At 73.8% G+C, this 17,264-nt stretch carries 16 protein-coding genes and 1 other RNA gene; 8 read left to right on the top strand and 9 right to left on the bottom strand.

Features of this window, described 5'->3' with window-relative positions; genetic code table 11:
• Positions 1-64 precede the first annotated feature (64 nt).
• Genes H596_RS20740 through H596_RS0108180 form a run of 5 tightly spaced genes read left to right on the top strand, consistent with a single transcriptional unit; the run spans position 65 to position 6,038 of the window.
• The gene (locus H596_RS20740) at positions 65-1,474 is read left to right on the top strand and encodes a DNA recombination protein RmuC (protein ID WP_027284472.1); all 1,410 of its coding nucleotides are present in this window, start codon (positions 65-67) and stop codon (positions 1,472-1,474) included.
• On the top strand, positions 1,471-2,715 hold the full coding sequence (locus tag H596_RS0108195; RefSeq protein ID WP_027284471.1) for a NupC/NupG family nucleoside CNT transporter: 1,245 nt from the start codon (positions 1,471-1,473) through the stop codon (positions 2,713-2,715). The genes H596_RS20740 and H596_RS0108195 overlap by 4 nt, the downstream gene beginning before the upstream one ends.
• A gap of 21 nt (positions 2,716-2,736) precedes the next feature.
• Positions 2,737-3,714, top strand: a complete 978-nt coding sequence (locus tag H596_RS22840) for a class I SAM-dependent methyltransferase (protein ID WP_084602637.1) — start codon at positions 2,737-2,739, stop codon at positions 3,712-3,714.
• A gap of 31 nt (positions 3,715-3,745) precedes the next feature.
• Entirely contained in the window at positions 3,746-5,074 is a 1,329-nt protein-coding gene (locus H596_RS0108185) for an aspartate aminotransferase family protein (protein WP_027284469.1), read from the top strand.
• Positions 5,064-6,038 (top strand): class I SAM-dependent methyltransferase, encoded by a 975-nt coding sequence (locus H596_RS0108180; RefSeq protein WP_027284468.1) that lies wholly within the window; start codon positions 5,064-5,066, stop codon positions 6,036-6,038. The genes H596_RS0108185 and H596_RS0108180 overlap by 11 nt, the downstream gene beginning before the upstream one ends.
• A gap of 19 nt (positions 6,039-6,057) precedes the next feature.
• Here H596_RS0108180 and recR read toward each other — a convergent pair whose 3' ends face one another.
• The 4 genes from recR to ffs form a co-directional block, all read right to left on the bottom strand.
• Positions 6,058-6,654, bottom strand: a complete 597-nt coding sequence (gene recR, locus H596_RS0108175; protein WP_027284467.1) for a recombination mediator RecR — start codon at positions 6,652-6,654, stop codon at positions 6,058-6,060.
• Between the two features lie 46 nt (positions 6,655-6,700).
• A complete protein-coding gene (locus H596_RS0108170; protein ID WP_027284466.1) occupies positions 6,701-7,024 on the bottom strand; it encodes a YbaB/EbfC family nucleoid-associated protein in 324 nt (107 codons plus the stop codon).
• Positions 7,025-8,929 (bottom strand): DNA polymerase III subunit gamma/tau, encoded by a 1,905-nt coding sequence (locus H596_RS0108165; RefSeq protein WP_027284465.1) that lies wholly within the window; start codon positions 8,927-8,929, stop codon positions 7,025-7,027.
• Positions 8,930-8,954: 25 nt separating this feature from the next.
• Positions 8,955-9,052, bottom strand: an RNA gene (gene ffs, locus H596_RS23350) — signal recognition particle sRNA small type.
• Positions 9,053-9,139: 87 nt separating this feature from the next.
• On the opposite strand from ffs, the gene nudC reads away from it, so the two are divergent.
• Together nudC and H596_RS20730 are read left to right on the top strand one after the other, a co-directional pair.
• The gene (gene nudC / locus H596_RS0108160; RefSeq protein ID WP_027284464.1) at positions 9,140-10,063 is read left to right on the top strand and encodes an NAD(+) diphosphatase; all 924 of its coding nucleotides are present in this window, start codon (positions 9,140-9,142) and stop codon (positions 10,061-10,063) included.
• On the top strand, positions 10,060-10,347 hold the full coding sequence (locus H596_RS20730) for a hypothetical protein (RefSeq protein WP_051212643.1): 288 nt from the start codon (positions 10,060-10,062) through the stop codon (positions 10,345-10,347). Before nudC ends, H596_RS20730 begins: the two co-directional genes overlap by 4 nt.
• Before the next feature lie 108 nt (positions 10,348-10,455).
• Here H596_RS20730 and hemB read toward each other — a convergent pair whose 3' ends face one another.
• The 5 genes from hemB to H596_RS0108130 all read right to left on the bottom strand — a co-directional run bounded on the left by hemB (position 10,456) and on the right by H596_RS0108130 (position 16,064).
• Positions 10,456-11,454, bottom strand: coding sequence for a porphobilinogen synthase (gene hemB / locus H596_RS0108150; protein ID WP_037300547.1), 999 nt, complete (start codon positions 11,452-11,454; stop codon positions 10,456-10,458).
• A gap of 63 nt (positions 11,455-11,517) precedes the next feature.
• Complete coding sequence (locus H596_RS0108145; protein ID WP_027284462.1) at positions 11,518-12,807, bottom strand: O-acetylhomoserine aminocarboxypropyltransferase/cysteine synthase family protein; 1,290 nt, start codon at positions 12,805-12,807, stop codon at positions 11,518-11,520.
• Positions 12,808-12,961: 154 nt separating this feature from the next.
• A complete protein-coding gene (locus H596_RS22835) occupies positions 12,962-13,318 on the bottom strand; it encodes a hypothetical protein (protein ID WP_051212641.1) in 357 nt (118 codons plus the stop codon).
• Positions 13,319-13,328: 10 nt separating this feature from the next.
• Positions 13,329-14,765 carry a pyruvate kinase gene (gene pyk / locus H596_RS0108135; protein ID WP_027284461.1) on the bottom strand — a complete coding sequence of 479 codons (1,437 nt, stop codon included), beginning with the start codon at positions 14,763-14,765 and terminating at the stop codon, positions 13,329-13,331.
• A 3-nt stretch (positions 14,766-14,768) separates the two neighbouring features.
• The gene (locus tag H596_RS0108130) at positions 14,769-16,064 is read right to left on the bottom strand and encodes a glycerate kinase type-2 family protein (RefSeq protein ID WP_027284460.1); all 1,296 of its coding nucleotides are present in this window, start codon (positions 16,062-16,064) and stop codon (positions 14,769-14,771) included.
• A 122-nt stretch (positions 16,065-16,186) separates the two neighbouring features.
• On the opposite strand from H596_RS0108130, the gene H596_RS0108125 reads away from it, so the two are divergent.
• The gene (locus H596_RS0108125) at positions 16,187-17,260 is read left to right on the top strand and encodes a tartrate dehydrogenase (protein ID WP_027284459.1); all 1,074 of its coding nucleotides are present in this window, start codon (positions 16,187-16,189) and stop codon (positions 17,258-17,260) included.
• Positions 17,261-17,264 lie beyond the last annotated feature (4 nt).

The following is a 17,264-nucleotide window of genomic DNA, read 5'->3' as shown; positions in this document are numbered from 1 at the left end:
TCATCCTGGTGGCTGGGCTCATCCGCGCGCGGCGACGCCGCGCGAGGACGCCGGGGGGCGGAAGATGGCGGTCGAGGTGGTTCTTCTGGTGCTGGTGCTGGCGCTGCTACTGGCGGTGCTGTTCCTGCTGCTTGCGCGCAAACCGGGCGCCGATCCGGCCATCCCGCTGCTCCAGGCGGCGCAGGAGCGGCAGGGCGAGCGCCTCGCCGCGCTCGGGGGCGAGGTGAAGGCCGCGCTCTCGGCCACCGAGACGGTGCTGGCGCGCGAGATGTCCGCGCTCACCAGCGCGATGATGCAGGTGCAGGGCGCCGCCGCCCAGGCGCAGAAGGACGAGGCCGCGGCGCTGCGCGCCGAGGTGGCCGAGAAGCTCGCGCGCATGAACCTGATGGTCGAGCAGGTGCGCAGCGCGCTCGCCGAGGCGCAATCCGCCATGAAGACCGCCATCGCGGCCGAGATGGCCGCCGCGCGCGATCTCATCGACCGCAAGGCCGCCGAGAGCCGCGCGGAGCTGGAGGCGAAGCTGCGCGAGATGCGCGAGGCGAACGACAAGCGCCTCGCCGACATCCAGGCCAGCGTGAACGAGCAGCTCGGCGCCGCCGTCGAGAAGCAGATGAGCGAGAGCTTCACCCGCGTCATCGACCAGTTCAACGCCATCCAGGCGATGATGGGCAATGTGCAGTCCGTCGCCTCGCAGGTCGGCGACCTCAAGCGCCTCTTCTCCAACGTCAAGACGCGCGGCGGCTGGGGCGAGGCGCAGGTGAAGGCGCTGCTGGACGACTTCCTCCCCGAAGGCAGCTACGAGACGAACGCGCGGCTGCGCGAGGGCAGCAACGAGGCGGTGGAGTTCGCCATCCGCATGCCCGCGCCGGGCGGGGCGGAGGTGCGCCTTCCGGTGGACGCGAAATTCCCCGTGGAGGACTACGAGCGCCTGCTCGCCGCGCATGAGGCGGGCGATGCGCAGGCCGAGGCGCAGGCGCGCCGCGCGCTCGAGAACCGCATCCGCGCGGAGGCGCAGAAGATCCGCGAGAAATACATCCACCCGCCCGCCACCACCGAGTTCGCGGTGATGTATCTCCCCACCGAGGGGCTCTATGCCGAGGCGGCGCGCATCCCGGGCCTCATCGACGAGGTGGGCAAGAAGGCGCGCGTGTTCATCGCCGGGCCCTCGCTGCTGCCCGCCATGCTGCGCACCATCCAGCTCGGCCACGTCACCCTCGCGCTGTCGAAGAACGCCGAGGCGGTGCGCGACCTGCTGGCCGCCACCAAGGCCGAGATGGCGAAGATGGAAGGCGTGCTGGACAAGGTGGTGAAGCAGGTGGGCACGGTGACCAACACGCTGGGCGAGGCGCAGAAGCGCACCCGCGTCATCGCGCGCAAGCTCAGGACGGTGGAGGCCATGCCCGGCGAGCAGTCGGCCGCGCTGCTCGGCGTGGACGCCATCGCGCCGGGCGAGGAGGAGGAGGAGGAGGGGTGAGCGCGGTCCAGCTCCAGTCGCTCGCGGGGCTGGTGGGGCTCTGCCTGCTCGCCTGGGCGGCGGGCGGGTTCCGCCGGGGCGTCTCGCCGCGGGTGGTGCTGGGCGGGCTGATCGGCACGCTCGGGCTGGCGGCGCTGCTGCTGCATGTGCCGGCGCTGCGCGCGGGGTTTTCCGTGATCGGCGGGGCGGTGGAGGCGCTGGCGCGGGCCACGCGCAGCGGCACGGCGCTGGTGTTCGGCTATCTGGGCGGCGCGCCGCTGCCCTTCGTCGAGACGGCGCCCGGCAGCTCCTTCATCCTGTTCTTCCAGGCGCTGCCGCTGGTGCTCGTCGTCGGCGCGCTCTCGGCCGTGCTGTATCACTGGCGCGTGCTGCCGGTGATCGTGCGCGGCCTTGCGGCGCTGCTGCGGCGCGGCCTCGGCCTCGGCGGGGCGGCCGGCTTCGCGGTGGCGGCGAACGTGTTCGTGGGCATGGTGGAGGCGCCGCTGCTCATCCGCCACTGGCTCGCACGGCTCACGCAGAGCGAGCTGTTCGTCGTGATGGTGGCGGGGCTCGCCACCATCTCGGGCAACACGCTGGTCGTCTATGCGCTCGTCATCGCGCCCGTGGTGCCGGATGCGGCGGGGCAGCTCCTCACCGCCTCGCTCATCGCCGCGCCGGCGGCGGTGCTGGCGGCGCTGCTGATGCGCCCGGGCGGGGCGGAGGGCGCGACCGGGGGCGGGGGCGAGGCGCCGCCCCGCTACGCCAGCACCATGGAGGCGCTGGTGCAGGGCACGGCCGAGGGGCTGCAGCTCCTCTTCGGCATCATGGCGGCGCTGATCGTCTTCGTGGCGCTGGTGGCCCTGGCCAATGAGGCCTTGCAGCCCCTTTTCGGCGTCTCGCTGCAGCAGATCGCGGGGCTGCTGCTGCGCCCTCTTGCCTGGCTGATGGGCGTGCCGGGGGAGCAGGCGGCCACCGTCGCCGCCTCGCTCGGCGTGAAGCTGGTGGTGAACGAGTTCGTCGCCTATCTCGACTTCGCCCGAGGGGGGGCCGAGGCGCTGGACGCGCGCAGCCGGCTGATCCTGACCTATGCGCTGTGCGGCTTCGCCAATATCGGTTCGGTCGGCATCCTGATGGGCGGGCTCTCCTCCCTCTGCCCCGAGCGGCGGGCGGAGGTGGTGCGCCTCGGCCTGCCCGCGCTCGGCTGCGCCACCCTGGCCTCCTGCATGGTGGGGGCGGCGGTGGGCGTGCTGACGCCGCCCTGAGCCGGTGCTAATCGCCTTGCCATGAGCGAGCCTGAACCCATGCTGTCGCGCGAGGAGGTGGTGCTGGGCTACCGGCTCATGCTCGGCCGCCTGCCGGAAAGCGAGGAGGTGATCGAGGCCCACCGCCGCGCCCATGCCAGCCCGGAGGCCTTCGGCCTCGCGGTGCGGGCGAGCGAGGAGTTCCGCCAGCGCCTTTCCGGCCCCCTGCCGCAGCCGCCCCCGCCGCTCGACATCGCGCCGCAGGAGATCGAGACGCGCGCCGATGCGGCGACGCTCGAACGGCTGCTCGCGCATGTGGCGCGCTACTGGTCGGCCGTGGGCGAGGCGGCCCCGCACTGGTCGGTGCTGACCGAGGAGCGCTTCCTGCCCGAGCGCTTCGCCGAGCACCGGGAGGCCTTCTTCGCCTCGGGCGAGTGGGACGCGCAGGTGCTGGACGCGGTGCTGGCGCGCGCGGGGCGCCGGCACGCGGAGTTCGAGCATTGCGTGGAGTACGGCTGCGGGGTGGGGCGGGCCACCGTGGCGCTGGCCCGGCGCTTTCCGCGGGTGAGCGGCCTCGACGTCTCGCGCCCGCATCTCGACCTGGCGGCGGCGGAGCTCGCGGGGCGGGGGATCGCCCATGTGCGGCTGCTGCAGGTGACGCCCGAGGCGCTGATGCCGGGCGAGCCCTGCGACCTCTGGTATTCGCGCATCGTGCTGCAGCACAACCCCCCGCCGGTGATCATGGCCATCCTCACGCGCGCCTTCCTGCGGCTGCGCCCGGGCGGGATGGCCGTGTTCCAGACGCCGACCTGGATCGAGGGCTACCGCTTCCGCATCGCCGACTACCTGGCCGGCGCGCCGGGCGAAGAGATGGAGATGCACGCCGTGCCCCAGGCCGAGATTCTCGACCTCGCGGCCGCGCACGGCCTCGTGCTGCGCGATGTGCGCGAGGACAACGACCTGCTGGGCCGCCCGGCCCGGGGCCTGTCCAACAGCTTCGCCTTCGAGAAGCGCCGCTGACGCGGCGCGCGGGCCGGGCTAGGCTTGCGTCATGTCGCACCTCGTCCACCGCAGCCTGCGCGCCGACCCGCCCATCGCCGTCTCCGGTCAGGGGATCTGGCTTCACGAGAAGAACGGCCATGCCGTGATCGACGGCTCGGGCGGCGCGGCCGTCGCCTGCCTGGGCCATGGCCATCCGCGCGTGCTGGCGGCGCTGCGCGCGCAGCTCGAACGGCTCACCTACGCGCACACCGCCCTCTTCTCCTGCGAGAGCGCGGAGCGCCTGGCCGAGAAGCTCGTCGGCCACGCCCCGGGCGGCCTGAGCCGCGCCTATTTCGTCTCCTCCGGCAGCGAGGGGATGGAGGCGGCGCTGAAGATGGCCCGGCAATACCATGTGGAGCGCGGCGAGCCGCAGCGCCGCCACGTCATCGCGCGCCGGCAGTCCTATCACGGCAACACGCTGGGCGCGCTGGCCGCGGGCGGGAACATGATGCGCCGCGCGCTCTACGAGCCCATCCTCTCGCCCGCCTTCCACCACGTCTCGCCCTGCTACGCCTACCGCGACCGCCGCGACGAGGAGAGCGAGGCCGACTACGTGCAGCGCCTGGCCGATGAGCTGGAGGCGGAGTTCCAGCGCCTCGGCCCCGAGACGGTCATCGCCTTCTGCGCGGAGACGGTGGTGGGCGCCACGCTCGGCTGCGTCGCGGCGCTGCCCGGCTATTTCGAGAAGGTGCGCGCCATCTGCGACCGGCACGGCGCGCTGCTGATCCTCGACGAGGTGATGAGCGGCATGGGCCGCTGCGGCACGCTGCACGCCTGGGAGCAGGAAGGCGTGGCGCCGGACATCCAGGTGATCGCGAAGGGGCTCGGCGGCGGCTACCAGCCCATCGGCGGCATCCTCGTGCATGGGCGCGTCATCGCGGCGCTGGAGGCGGGCTCGGGCGCCTTCGTGCACGGCCACACCTACCAGGCGCACCCCATGGCCTGCGCCGCCGCGCTGGCGGTGCAGGAGGCGATCGAGGAGGAGGGGCTGCTCGCCAATGTCCGCGCCATGGGCGCGCGGCTGGAGCAGGGGCTGATCGAGCGCCTGGGCAACCACGCCCATGTGGGCGACATCCGCGGCCGCGGCCTGTTCTGGGCGGTGGAGCTGGTGCAGGACCGCGCGAGCAAGACGCCCTTCGACCCCGCGCTGCGCATGAACGAGCGGGTGAAGCAGGCGGCCTATGCGCGCGGCCTCGCCTGCTACCCCATGGGCGGGACCATAGACGGCCGGCGCGGCGACCATGTGATCCTCGCACCCCCCTACAATGTCACGGAGACGGAGCTCGAGATGATCCTCGACCGCTTCGCCGCCGCCATCCGGGACGCCCATGCCGGATGAGGCCTTCGGCCTGACCCGCGAGGAGGTCATCCTCGCCTATCGCCTCATCCTCCTGCGCGACCCGGAGAGCGAGGAGGTGATCCTCGCGCACCGGCGGAACTGGGCCGATCTCCGGGCCTTCGGCCAGGCGCTGACGGAGAGCGAGGAGTTCCGCCGCCGCTTCGTCCCGCCCGAGCCGGAGGCGCTGCCTCTCGACCTTCCGGCCAATGCGGTGCGGGCGGAGGCCGATGCGCCGGGCATCGCGCGCATGCTGGCCGCCCAGCGCGCCTATTGGGAGCGGATCGGCGAGGCGGCGCCGCACTGGTCCGCCCTGCCCGAGGCGCGCTTCCTGCCCGAGAATCTCGCGGCCAACCGTGCCGCCTTCGACGCGAGCGGCGCGGCGGAGGCGCGCGCCGTCCTCGCCGCGCTCGCCCGGGCCGGGCGCGCGCCCCGCCGCTTCGCCCGGGTGGTGGAGCAGGGCTGCGGGGTGGGTCGCCTCACCCGCCACCTCGCCCCCCATTTCGAGCGGATCGTCGCGGCGGACATCTCCCTGCCGCATCTGCGAGTGGCGGCGGCGGAGCTGGGGGCGGCGGGCATCGGCAACCTCTCCTTCGTGCAGGTGGGGCCGGAACGGGCGCTGCCCCTGCCGCAGCACGATCTCTGGCTCTGCTTCGCGACGCTGCAGCACCTGCCCCCGCCGGCCGCGCTGTGGCTGCTGCGCGCGGCGCTGCGGGCGCTGGCGCCCGGGGGGCTCGCGCTGTTCCAGCTCGTCACCTGGATCGAGGGCTACGGGTTCGAGCCGGAGTCCTATTTCGCCGCGCCGCGCGGCGGCGTGATGGAACTGCACGCGCTGCCCCAGCCCGAGCTCTTCGCCCTGATCGGCGAAACCGGCTGCCGGCTGCGCGAACTGCGCGAGGCGCCCGGCGCGGGCGACCGGCCGGAGCGGCTGCTCTCCAACCTCGTGGTGGCGGAGCGGGCGGGATAGGGGGGACGCGCCCCGCCGCTCACGCCTCGCGCCGGGCGCGCAGGGCGGTGGCGAGCGTCCCCTCGTCCAGCGCATCGAGCGCCCCGCCCACCGGCATGCCCTGGGCGGGGCGGCTCAGCGCCACGCCGAGCGGCCGCAGCCGGTCGGCCAGGTAATGGGCGGTGCTCTGCCCCTCCACCGTGGCGGGCAGGGCGAGGATCACCTCGCGCACCCCGCCTTCGGCCACGCGCGCCAGAAGCGGCGCGATGCGCAGCTCCTCCGGCCCCACCCCGGCCAGGGCCGAGAGGCTGCCGCCGAGCACGTGATAGGCGCCGTGATGGGCGTGCGCGCGCTCCAGCGCCCAGAGATCGGCCACCCCCTCGACGACGCACAGCAGCCCCTGGTCGCGCTCGGGATCGGTGCAGAGGCGGCAGGGGTCGCTGCTGTCGAGATTGCCGCAGCGCGTGCAGGGGCGCACCGCCTCGGCCGCCGCGCGCAGCGCCTCGGCCAGCGGGCGCAGCCGCTGCTCGGGCTCCATGAGCAGCCTCAGCGCGGCGCGCCGCGCGCTGCGCCGGCCCATGCCGGGCAGCCGCGCGAGCTGCGCGACCAGATGCTCGACGGGATCGGGCGGCTTCACGCGCGCAGGCGCCCTCCGCCGCCGCGCGGCGGCGTCGCGGAGGTCATCAGAAGGGCAGCTTGATCCCGGCCGGCAGGCTCATGCCGGCGGTGGCCTTCTGCATCTCCTCGGCCATGGCCGCCTCCACCTTCTGCTTCGCGTCGGCATGGGCGGCCACGATCAGATCCTCCAGCATCTCGCGGTCGTCGGGGGAGACGAGCGAGGGGTCGAGGCTCACGCGGCGCAGGTCGCCCTTGCCGGTCAGCGTCACCTTCACCATGCCGCCGCCGGCCTGGCCCTCCACCTCCATGGCCTCCAGCCGCGCCTGCATCTCCTGCATGCGCGCCTGCATCTGCTGGGCCTGCTTCAGCATGTTGCCGAGATTCTTCACTCAGTCCTCCTCCGGGAGTTCGTCGTCATAGGCGGGCGTGGCGTCGGGGGGCGCGAAGTCCGGCAGATCGGGCTCGGGCGCGGCCGGGGCCAGGCCGTAATCGTCGAGCGTCGCGTCGCGCACCGCGTCCAGCGTCGCGCCGGGGAAGGCGGCGAGGATGGCCTGCACCATCGGGTGCTGGGCGGCCGCGGCACGGCGGTCCTGCTCGGCGGCGGCGGATTGCTCGGCGAGCGTGGGCGCGCCTGGCGCGTTGGAGAGGGCGATCGTCCAGCGCGTGCCGGTGCGCGCCTCGAGCAGCGCGGCGAGCTGGGCGGCGAGGTCGCGCGGGGCCTGGGGGCGGACGCGGATTTCGATGCGCGGCGGGGCGAGGCGCACCGGGTGCACGTCGTGCAGCAGATGGGCGTGCAGCAGCGGCTCGCCGCCGCTGGCCAGCGCCACCACCTCGCGCCAGCTTCCGGGAAGGGCCGAAGGCTGGGGCGGGGGGCGCGGCGCCGGGGCCGCGGCCAGCGCCGCACCTCCCGCCAGCGCCCGCAGCCCGCCGCCGGGCGGCGGCGGGGCGGGGGCGGGCGCGCCGCCGGCCGGCATGGCGCCGCCCGATTCGAGCCGCTTCAGGATGTCGCCCGGCGTGGGCATCTCCGCCACATGCGCGAGGCGGATGAGGATCATCTCGGCCGCCGCGCGGCGGTCCGGCGCCTCGCGCACCTCCTCGATGCCCTTGAGCAGCATCTGCCAGGCGCGGGTCAGCACCGGCACGGAGAGGCGCGCGGCCAGCGCCGCGCCGCGCACGCGCTCGTTCTCCGGCAGGCCCGGCTCCTCGCGCAGCGCCGGGATGGCGGCGAAGCGCGTGAGCATGTGCACCTGCTCCAGCATGTCGGTCAGCACCGAGTGCGGGTCCGCGCCGCGCTCATGCGCCTCGCCGAAGCGGGCCAGCGCGGCGGGCAGATCGCCCGCCATCACCGCCTCCAGCATGTCGAAGACCAGGGTGCGGTCGGCGAGGCCGAGCATCTCGCGCACGCTCTCGGCGCGGACCAGCCCGCCCTCGCCGGCCAGCGCGATGGCCTGGTCGAGCAGCGAGAGCCCGTCGCGCACCGAGCCGTCGGCTGCGCGGGCGAGCATGGCGAGCGCGTCCTCCTCCGCCGAGAAGCCCTCCTGCGCGGCCACCTTGCCGAAATGCGCGCGCAGCCGCGCCTCCGGCACGCGCTTCAGCGCGAAGGTCTGGCAGCGGCTGCGGATGGTGACGGGCACCTTGCGCAGCTCGGTGGTGGCGAGGATGAAGGTGATGGCGGGCGGCGGCTCCTCCAGCGACTTGAGCAGGGCGTTGAAGGCCTGCTCCGTCAGCATGTGGACCTCGTCGAGGATGAACACCTTCTGCCGGCCCTGGGCGGGGCGGAAGCGCAGCGCCTCGCGCAGCTCGCGCACGTCGTCGATGCCGCGGTTGGAGGCGGCGTCCATCTCGATCACGTCCGGGTGGCGGTCGGCGAGGATGGCCTGGCATTCGGGGCAGGCGCCGCAGGGGTCGGCGGTGGGGCCGCCCTTGCCGTCGGGGCCGATGCAGTTCAGCGCGCGGGCGATGATGCGCGCGGTGGTGGTCTTGCCCACGCCGCGGACGCCCGTGAGCAGGAAGGCGTGGTGCACCCGCCCGCGCGCGAAGGCGTTGCGCAGGGTGCGCACCAGGGCTTCCTGCCCGATCAGGTCGTCGAAGTTCTGCGGGCGATACTTGCGCGCGAGCACGCGGTAGGGCGCGGGCTGGGCGGCCGAGGCCGCCGCGCGCGGGGGCGGCACCGAGGGCGCGGGCGCGGGCGCGGGCGCCTCGGCGAAGCCGAACAAGCCGGGCCCCTCGGGCGGCGGCGGTTCGGGGAGGCCCCCCTCCTCGGGGCCGGCGTCGCGGTCGCGCTCGCTCGTCATGCGTCCTGGTCGCTCGGGGCGGAGGGGTGGAAGGCCGGACAGCGACCCGAGCGAGAACCCGTTACGGCTGCTTCCTTCCGGACCTGACCGGGTTGGCGGGGAGCCCGTCCGCGCCGACCTTCCATTTTCGCATATAGCATGCCCGCGCCGTCCTGGCATGGGGGGCGGGCCAGATTGGCGCGCCCCGGCGCCCGGCGTAGGGTGCGCGCCATGCGCCCCATCCCCGCCCGCCGCGCCAATGTCTATACCGGCAGCCCGCTCGACCGCGCCGGCAAGCGGCGGGACGACGCGGAATGGATCGCCGCCGCCCTGGCCTCGGAGGAGGCGCTCTTCGTGCCCGTCTGGCGCGCGCGCAGCCTGATGAAGGGCGTGGAGGAGGGCCGGCCCGAGGCCGTGCTGCTGACGCGCGAGGCCGCCGAGGCGGTGCGCATGGCCGGCGGGCCCTGGGCCTTCCTCGGCCTCTGGGCGGGGCGGCCGGTCTTCGCGGTGGACTGCTCGGCCGCCGATGACCCGCTGCCGCTGCTGCCCCCCGGCATGGGCGGCTTCACCGACCTGCGCGCGGTGGCCGGGCTGCTGCCCGAGGGCGAGGCGAGCGTGCTGGCCCATGCGCGCGGCCTGATGCACTGGCGCGTGAAGCACCGTTTCTGCGGCGTCTGCGGCGGGGTGTGCGAACCGCGCAGCGCCGGCCACGCCATGGTCTGCACCGGCTGCGGCGCGCAGCATTTCCCGCGCACCGACCCCGCCGTGATCATGCTGGTGGTGCGCGGCGATTCCTGCCTGCTCGGCCACTCCCACCGCTTTCCGAACGTGATGATGTACTCGACGCTGGCGGGCTTCGTGGAGCCGGGCGAGAGCTTCGAGGAGGCGGTGCGCCGCGAGGTGCTGGAGGAGACGGGCGTGCGGGTCGGCGCGGTGGCCTATCATTCCTCGCAGCCCTGGCCCTTCCCGGCCTCCATCATGATCGGCTTCCACGCCGAGGGGCTCTCGGAGGAGATCGAGATCGACCCCGAGGAGCTGCGCGACGCGCGCTGGTTCACCCGCGCGCAGATCCGCGACCACGCCGCCCATGGCTTCCACCTGCCCCGCGCGGATTCCATCGCGCGCCGGCTGATCGAGGACTGGCTCGCCGCATGATGCGCTTCGCCCTGCCGCTCGCCCTTCTGCTCGCCGGCTGCGCCGCCTTCCAGCCGCGCGAGCCCGCCATGCCCGCCATGGACAACGCCGAGTGCCGCGCCGAGGCGCTGGCGGCGCCCGATGTGCGCGAGATCGGCCGCCGCGCGAATCCGGAGAACCCCGAGCTGACGGCGCGGCTGCGGCAGGAGCTGCTGGACGCGCAGTGGAACGCCTATCGCCGCTGCCTGCGCGCGCGCGGCCTGCCCGCCCCGGGCGGGGTGGAGCGGGTGCGGACCCCGTCCTGAAGGGCGGCCGGGCCTGGTGCGCGCAAGGTTGGCGTGGCGGCGGCGCGCCGAAACAGAGCCGTACCGGCGGCTTCTCCTATGATACGCCCGGCGTGACCGCCGCCCGCATCACCCCGCCTTGAGCCGCCGCGCCGCCTCCAGTGCGAAATAGCTCAGCACCCCGTTCGCGCCGGCGCGCTTGAAGCAGATCAGGCTCTCCATCATCGCGCGGTCGTGGTCGAGCCAGCCGCGCTCGACGGCCGCCATCACCATCGAATACTCGCCGCTCACCTGATAGGCGAAGGTGGGCGCGCCGAACTCGCGCCGCACGCGGTGCAGAATGTCGAGATAGGGCAGGCCGGGCTTGACCATCACCATGTCCGCGCCCTCGGCGAGATCGAGCGCCACCTCGCGCAGCGCCTCGTCGGAGTTGGCGGGGTCCATCTGGTAGGTCTTCTTGTCGCCGCGCAGCGCGGCGGTGCTGCCCACCGCGTCGCGGAAGGGCGCGTAGAAGCCCGAGGCGTATTTCGCCGCGTAGCTCATGATGCGCGTGTGGATCAGCCCCTCGGCGTCCAGCGCGGCGCGGATGGCGCCGATGCGCCCGTCCATCATGTCCGAGGGCGCGACGACATCCACCCCCGCCTGCGCCATCAGCACCGCCTGGCGGCAGAGGATGGCCACCGTGTCCTCGTTGTGGACATAGCCATCGCGCAGCACGCCGTCATGGCCGTGCACGGTGTAGGTGTCGAGCGCCACATCCCCGATCAGCCCGAGCCCGGGATGCGCCGCCTTCAGCGCGCGCGCGGCCCGGCACATCAGGTTCTCGGGATCGAGCGCGCCGGTGCCTTCCTCGTCGCGCCGCTCGATGGGCGTGTAGGGAAAGAGCGCGACGGCGGGAATGCCGAGCGCCACCGCCTCCGCCACATGCTCGGCGGCGAGGTCGGGGCTGACGCGCACGACGCCCGGCATGGAGGGCACGGGCACGCGCTGGCCCGCGCCCTCCGTCAGGAAGATCGGCCAGATCAGGTCGGCGACGGAGAGCGCGTTCTCCGCCACCAGCGCGCGCGTCCAGGCGTCGCGCCGGTTGCGCCGCATCCGGGTGGAGGGAAAGGCGCCGGCGAAATGCATCACCCGCCTCCGATGGCTGGAGCGCCCGCAGGGCGCGGAGGGTTGAATCGTCGGCGCATGCCTCTACTGTCCCAGAGCCTGGTCGAGATCGGCCAGGATGTCGTCGATGTGCTCGATGCCGATGGACAGGCGCACATAGCCGGGCGTGACGCCGCTCGCCGCCTGTTCCTGCTCGTCGAGCTGGCTGTGGGTGGTGGTGGCGGGATGGATGGCGAGGCTGCGCGCATCGCCGATGTTCGCCACATGGTAGAACATCTTCAGCCGGTCGATGAAGCGCTGCCCGGCCTCCTTGCCGCCCTTCAGCTCGAATCCCACCAGGCTGCCCATGCCGCCCTTGAGATAGGCCTCGGCGCGGCGGCGCGCCTCGCCCTCCTGCAGCGAGGGGTGGATCACCCGCGCCACCGCCGGGTGCGCGGCCAGGTGCGCGGCCACGCGCAGCGCGTTCTGGCAGTGCCGCTCCATGCGCAGCGGCAGCGTCTCCAGCCCCTGGAGGAAGAGGAAGGCGTTGAAGGGGGACATGGGCGCGCCGATGTCGCGCAGCAGGCAGGTGCGCATGCGCAGGATGTAGGCGATGGGCCCGAGGGGCTTCGCGGCCTGCGTCCAGATCGCGCCGTGGTAGGAAGGATCGGGCTTGTTCAGCGTGGGGAAGCGCTCGCCCCACTTCTCCCAGTCGAAATTGCCGCCATCCACCACGATGCCGCCGATGGAGGTGCCGTGCCCGCCGATCCATTTGGTCGTGGAGTGCATCACCACCGCCGCGCCGTGCTGGAAGGGCTTGCAGATGATGGGGGCGGCGGTGTTGTCCATGATCAGCGGCACGCCGAGCTTCCGGCCGATGGCCGCCACCTCCGCGATGGGGAAGACCTGCAGCTTCGGGTTGGGCAGGGTCTCGGCATAATAGGCGCGGGTGCGCGCATCGGTGGCGCGGGCGAAGGCCTCCGGGTCGGCCGGGTCCACGAAGCGCACCTCGATGCCGAACTGCTTGAGCGTGTTGGCGAAGAGGTTCCAGGTGCCGCCGTAGAGGTCGGTGGAGGAGACGATGTTGTCCCCCGCCTCGCAGAGATTCATCACGCTGAAGGTGGTGGCCGCCTGGCCCGAGCCCAGCGCCAGCGCCGCCGCGCCCCCTTCCAGCGCCGCGATGCGCGTCTCCAGCGCGTCGCAGGTCGGGTTCATGATGCGGGTGTAGATGTTGCCGAGCTCCGCAAGGCCGAAGAGCCGGGCGGCGTGGCCCGTGTCCTGGAACTGGAAGCTCGTGGTCTGGTGGATGGGCACGGCCACCGAGCCGGTGTTCGGGTCCGCGCGGTGGCTGCCGCCGTGCAGGGCGATGGTCTCGGGGTTGGTGTAGCCGCTCATGCGCCGCGCCTCCTCATGCTCTTGGCGCGGAGCCTGCCACCATCCCCGGGCGGGCGGAAGCCTGATGCCGGCGGCCGCGGGCAAGGCTTCGTTCCCGCCCCCTCCCGCCGGGCCGCCCCAGCGCGCGAGAGCCCCGGCGCGAGCCCCGGCGGCATCAGCGCGGCCGCGCCGTCTCCCGCCCCGCGGCGAAGGCGCCGATCACCGTCCACACCCCCTCCAGCACGTCGCCGGGCTTGATCTCGTAGATGCCCATGCCCGTCTGGTTCTCGCCCAGGCTGAAGGCGGTGGCGAGGGTGAGGCCGGAGACCATGCCCACCCCCTCGAAGGTGTCGGCGCCGATGGTCCAGACGATGCGGAAGCTCGACAGCCCCACCTGCTGGAGCATCATGGTGCCCGAATACTCCGTCCCGTCGGGATTGGTCCCGGTCACGTCATAGACCGTGCTGCGCTGGGCCGCGGCCGGCAGGGCGAGGCCGATGGCGAGCAGCGCGGCCAGGAACAGTCTCTTCATCGCGGACCCCTCATTTCACCGCCGCCACGCGCAGCGCATTCGTGGTGCCCGGCGTGCCGAAGGGCACGCCGGCGGTGACGACGATCTCCTCCCCGTGCCGGGCGAAGCCCTCCTGCTGGGCGGCGCGGCTGGCGCGGGCGACCATCTCCGTCATCGAGTGGATATCCTGCACCACGAGCGGATGCACCCCCCACACCACGCCGAGCCGCCGCGCGGAGGCGAGACGCGAGGTCAGCCCCAGGATGGGGCAGGCCGGCCGCTCGCGCGCCACGCGCAGCGTGGTGGAGGCGGTGCTGGTGAAGGTGGCGATGGCCTGGGCCGAGATGGTGCGCGCCACCTGCGCCGCCGCGGCCGCGATGGCGCCCGCGCTGTTGTGCTCGGGCTCGGGGCGCTGGGCGTCGGTCTGCGCGCGCCAGCCCGGATCCTGCTCGGTGCGGGCGAGGATGCGGTCCATCATCGTGACCGCCTCGACCGGATACTGCCCGGCCGCCGTCTCGGCCGAGAGCATCACCGCATCCGCCCCGTCGAAGACCGCGGTCGCCACGTCGCTCGCCTCGGCGCGGGTGGGGGCGGGGGCGCTGATCATGCTCTCGAGCATCTGCGTCGCCACCACCACGGGCTTGCCCAGCGCCCGGGCCGCGCGCACCAGGCGCTTCTGCACGAGCGGCACCTCCTCGGGCGGCAGCTCCACGCCGAGATCGCCGCGCGCCACCATCACGCAATCGGCGGCGGCGAGGATGGCGTCCATGTTCTCGACGGCCTGGGGCTTCTCCATCTTCACCATGATCCAGGCGCGGCCGGCGGCGATGGCCTTCGCCTCCTCCACATCCTCGGCGCGCTGGACGAAGCTGAGGCCGATGTACTCCACGCCGAGCGGCAGCACGAAGGCGAGGTCCGCGCGGTCCTTCTCCGTCAGGGCGGGGATGGGCAGGGCCACGTCCGGCACGTTCACGCCCTTGCGGTCGGAGAGCGGGCCGCCCACCACCACCTCCGTCTCCAGATGGTCGCCCTCCACCTGGCGCACCACGCGCAGGCGCAGCTTGCCGTCGTCGAGCAGCAGGGTGGTGCCGATGCGCGCGGCGGCGATGATCTCGGGGTGCGGCAACTGCACGCGCTGCACATCGCCCGGGGTGGGGCTGAGGTCGAGGCGGAAGCGCCGGCCGGGGGCGAGCTGCACGCGCCCCGCGCCGAACTTGCCCACGCGCAGCTTGGGCCCCTGCACATCGGCGAGGATGGCGATGGGCCGGCCCACCTTGCCTTCCACCGCGCGGATCGCGGCGATGCGCGCGGCGTGGTCCTCGTGGCTGCCATGGCTGAAGTTCAGGCGGAACACGTCCGCCCCCGCGCGGTAGAGGCGCTCGATCATCTCGGGCGAGGAACTCGCGGGGCCGAGGGTGGCCACGATCTTGGTGCGGCGGTGGCGGCGCAGCGGGATGCGTGCGGGCATGGCTCAGGCCTCCGCGACCAGGATGGCGCGCATGTCGTTCACGTTGGTCAGGGTGGGGCCGGTGACGATGGCCCCGCCCGCGGCCTCGAACACGTCGAGGCTGCGATGCGCGGCGAGCGCGGCGCGCGGATCGAGCCCCGCCGCGCGCGCGGCGGCCAGCGTGGCCGGCCCGCACCAGGCGCCCGCCGCCTCGGAGCGGCCGTCTATGCCGTCCGTGTCCGCGCAGAGCGCCCAGATGCCCGGCGCGCCGTTGAGCGCGAGCGCGAGGCCGAGCAGCGTCTCGCTGTTGCGTCCGCCGCGGCCCTCGGCGCCGGGGGCGAGCGTCACCGTCGTCTCCCCGCCCGAGAGCAGCACGCAGGGGGGCGCGAGCGGCAGCCCGTGCCGCCGGGCCGAGAGGGCGATGCCGGCCAGCGCCGTGCCCACATGCCGCGCCTCGCCCTCCAGCGCATCGCCCAGGATGAGCGGCGAAAGGCCGAGCCCCCGCGCCGCCTCGGCCATGGCGCGCAGCGCCATCATCGGCGTGGCGATGAGCCGGAACTCGGCGCGCGCGAGGCGCGGATCGCCCGGCTTGGGCGTCTCCTCCCGCGCGGCGGCGAGATGCGCGGCCACGGTGGCGGGCAGGTCGAGCCGGTGATGCGCGGCCAGCGCCCGCGCCTCGGCGAAGCTGGTCGGGTCGGCCACGGTGGGGCCGGAGGCGATCACTTCCGGATCGTCGCCCGGCACGTCGGAGATGGCGAGCGTGACCACCCGCGCCGGATGCGCCGCCAGCGCGAGCCGCCCGCCCGAGAAGGCCGAGAGATGCTTGCGGATGCAGTTCATCGCGTGGATGCCCGCGCCCGAGGCCAGCAGCGCGCGGTTGGTGGCGATCAGATCCTCGAGCGAGAGCCCCTCCGCCGGCAGCGTGGCCAGCGCCGAGCCCCCGCCGGAGACGAGCGCGAGCACGAGATCATGCTCCGTCAGCCCGCGCAGCAGGCCGAGCATCTCGCGCGCGGCGGCCGCGCCGGCCGCATCGGGCACCGGGTGCGCGCCGAAGCGCAGCGCGATGCGCGAGAGCGGCAGCTCCGCGCCATGCGGCGCGATGACGAGGCCCGTCAGCGGCAGATCGGCCCAGGCGGCCTCCACCGCCTGCGCCATCTTCGCCGCTGCCTTGCCCACGCCCACCACCACCACGCGCCCCGCGCGCGGCGGCTCGGGCAGATGGGCGGCCAGCACGGCGAGCGGATCGGCCGCGCGCACGCCCGCCTCGTACATCGCGCGCAGCGCGGCGGCGGCGCGCGCCTCGTTCCATTCGCCGGACATCGCCTTCCCGATCCTCCCCCGCTTTATGGCCCCGCCGCGCGCGCCGCGCCAAGCCCGGCAGGCTTCAACGCGGCGCGCGGACATGCGATGCCACGCGGCCGCAACAGAGGGAGGAGAGCGCCATGCGCACGCACCGGATCGCCGCCATCGCCGGGGATGGCATCGGCAAGGAGGTGATTCCCGCCGGGCTCGAGGTGCTGCGCGCGCTGACCGAGCGCGCGGGCGATTTCCGGCTCGAGGTGGAGGAGTTCCCCTGGGGCAGCGATTTCTACCGCGCCACCGGCCGGATGATGCCCGAGGACGGGCTCGCCACGCTCAAGGGGTTCGATGCGATCTATTTCGGCGCGGTGGGCGACCCCCATCTGCCCGACGACGTGACGCTGTGGGGCCTGCGGCTCGCCATCTGCCAGGGCTTCGACCAGTACGCGAACATCCGCCCCACGCGGGTTCTGCCCGGCCTCGAAAGCCCGCTGCGCGGCCTGGCTCCGGGCGCCATCGACTGGGTGATCGTGCGCGAGAACAGCGAGGGCGAATACGCCGGCCATGGCGGGCGCGCGCATCGCGGCCACCCCATCGAGGTGGCGACCGAAACCTCCATCTTCACGCGCGCGGGGGTGGAGCGGATCATGCGCACCGCCTTCGCCATCGCGCGCTCCCGCCCGCGCAGGCTGCTCACCGTCGTCACCAAGTCCAACGCGCAGCGCCACGGCATGGTGTTCTGGGACGAGATCGCCGCACAGGTCGCCGCCGAGTTCCCCGAGGTGCGCTGGGAGAAGGAGCTGGTGGACGCGATGGCCGCGCGCATGGTGCGCCGCCCGGCCAGCATCGACACGGTGGTGGCGACGAACCTGCACGCCGACATCCTGAGCGACCTCGCGGGCGCGCTGGCCGGCTCGCTCGGCGTCGCGCCCACGGCGAATCTCGATCCCTCGCGCGCGCACCCCTCCATGTTCGAGCCCATCCACGGCTCGGCCTTCGACATCATGGGCAAGGGCGTGGCGAACCCCATCGCCACCTTCTGGACCGCCTGCATGATGCTCGAGCACCTGGGCGAGACGGCCGGCGCGGCGCGGCTGATGCGCGCCATCGAGGCCGCCACGGCGAAGGGCGTGCTGACGCCCGATCTCGGCGGCACCGCCCGCACGTCGGAGGTGACGGCGGCGGTGATCGAAGCTATCCGTGGAGACAACGCATAACTCT

Source organism: Rubritepida flocculans DSM 14296 (genome assembly GCF_000425365.1).
In the GTDB taxonomy this organism is placed as follows: Bacteria; Pseudomonadota; Alphaproteobacteria; order Acetobacterales; family Acetobacteraceae; genus Roseococcus; species Roseococcus flocculans.
Note: the sequence above shows the minus strand (reverse complement) of the source record. Positions and strands in the feature narration are given on the sequence as shown.

Coding starts and splice junctions, on each gene's coding strand:
- H596_RS20740 (WP_027284472.1), top strand. CDS start 65: ATGGCGGTCGAGGTGGTTCTTCTGGTGCTGGTGCTGGCGCTGCTACTG.
- H596_RS0108180 (WP_027284468.1), top strand. CDS start 5,064: ATGCCGGATGAGGCCTTCGGCCTGACCCGCGAGGAGGTCATCCTCGCC.
- H596_RS0108145 (WP_027284462.1), bottom strand. CDS start 12,807: ATGAGCGGCTACACCAACCCCGAGACCATCGCCCTGCACGGCGGCAGC.
- nudC (WP_027284464.1), top strand. CDS start 9,140: ATGCGCCCCATCCCCGCCCGCCGCGCCAATGTCTATACCGGCAGCCCG.
- pyk (WP_027284461.1), bottom strand. CDS start 14,765: ATGCCCGCACGCATCCCGCTGCGCCGCCACCGCCGCACCAAGATCGTG.
- H596_RS0108125 (WP_027284459.1), top strand. CDS start 16,187: ATGCGCACGCACCGGATCGCCGCCATCGCCGGGGATGGCATCGGCAAG.
- H596_RS0108130 (WP_027284460.1), bottom strand. CDS start 16,064: ATGTCCGGCGAATGGAACGAGGCGCGCGCCGCCGCCGCGCTGCGCGCG.
- H596_RS22840 (WP_084602637.1), top strand. CDS start 2,737: ATGAGCGAGCCTGAACCCATGCTGTCGCGCGAGGAGGTGGTGCTGGGC.
- H596_RS0108185 (WP_027284469.1), top strand. CDS start 3,746: ATGTCGCACCTCGTCCACCGCAGCCTGCGCGCCGACCCGCCCATCGCC.
- H596_RS20730 (WP_051212643.1), top strand. CDS start 10,060: ATGATGCGCTTCGCCCTGCCGCTCGCCCTTCTGCTCGCCGGCTGCGCC.
- H596_RS22835 (WP_051212641.1), bottom strand. CDS start 13,318: ATGAAGAGACTGTTCCTGGCCGCGCTGCTCGCCATCGGCCTCGCCCTG.
- hemB (WP_037300547.1), bottom strand. CDS start 11,454: ATGCATTTCGCCGGCGCCTTTCCCTCCACCCGGATGCGGCGCAACCGG.
- H596_RS0108165 (WP_027284465.1), bottom strand. CDS start 8,929: ATGACGAGCGAGCGCGACCGCGACGCCGGCCCCGAGGAGGGGGGCCTC.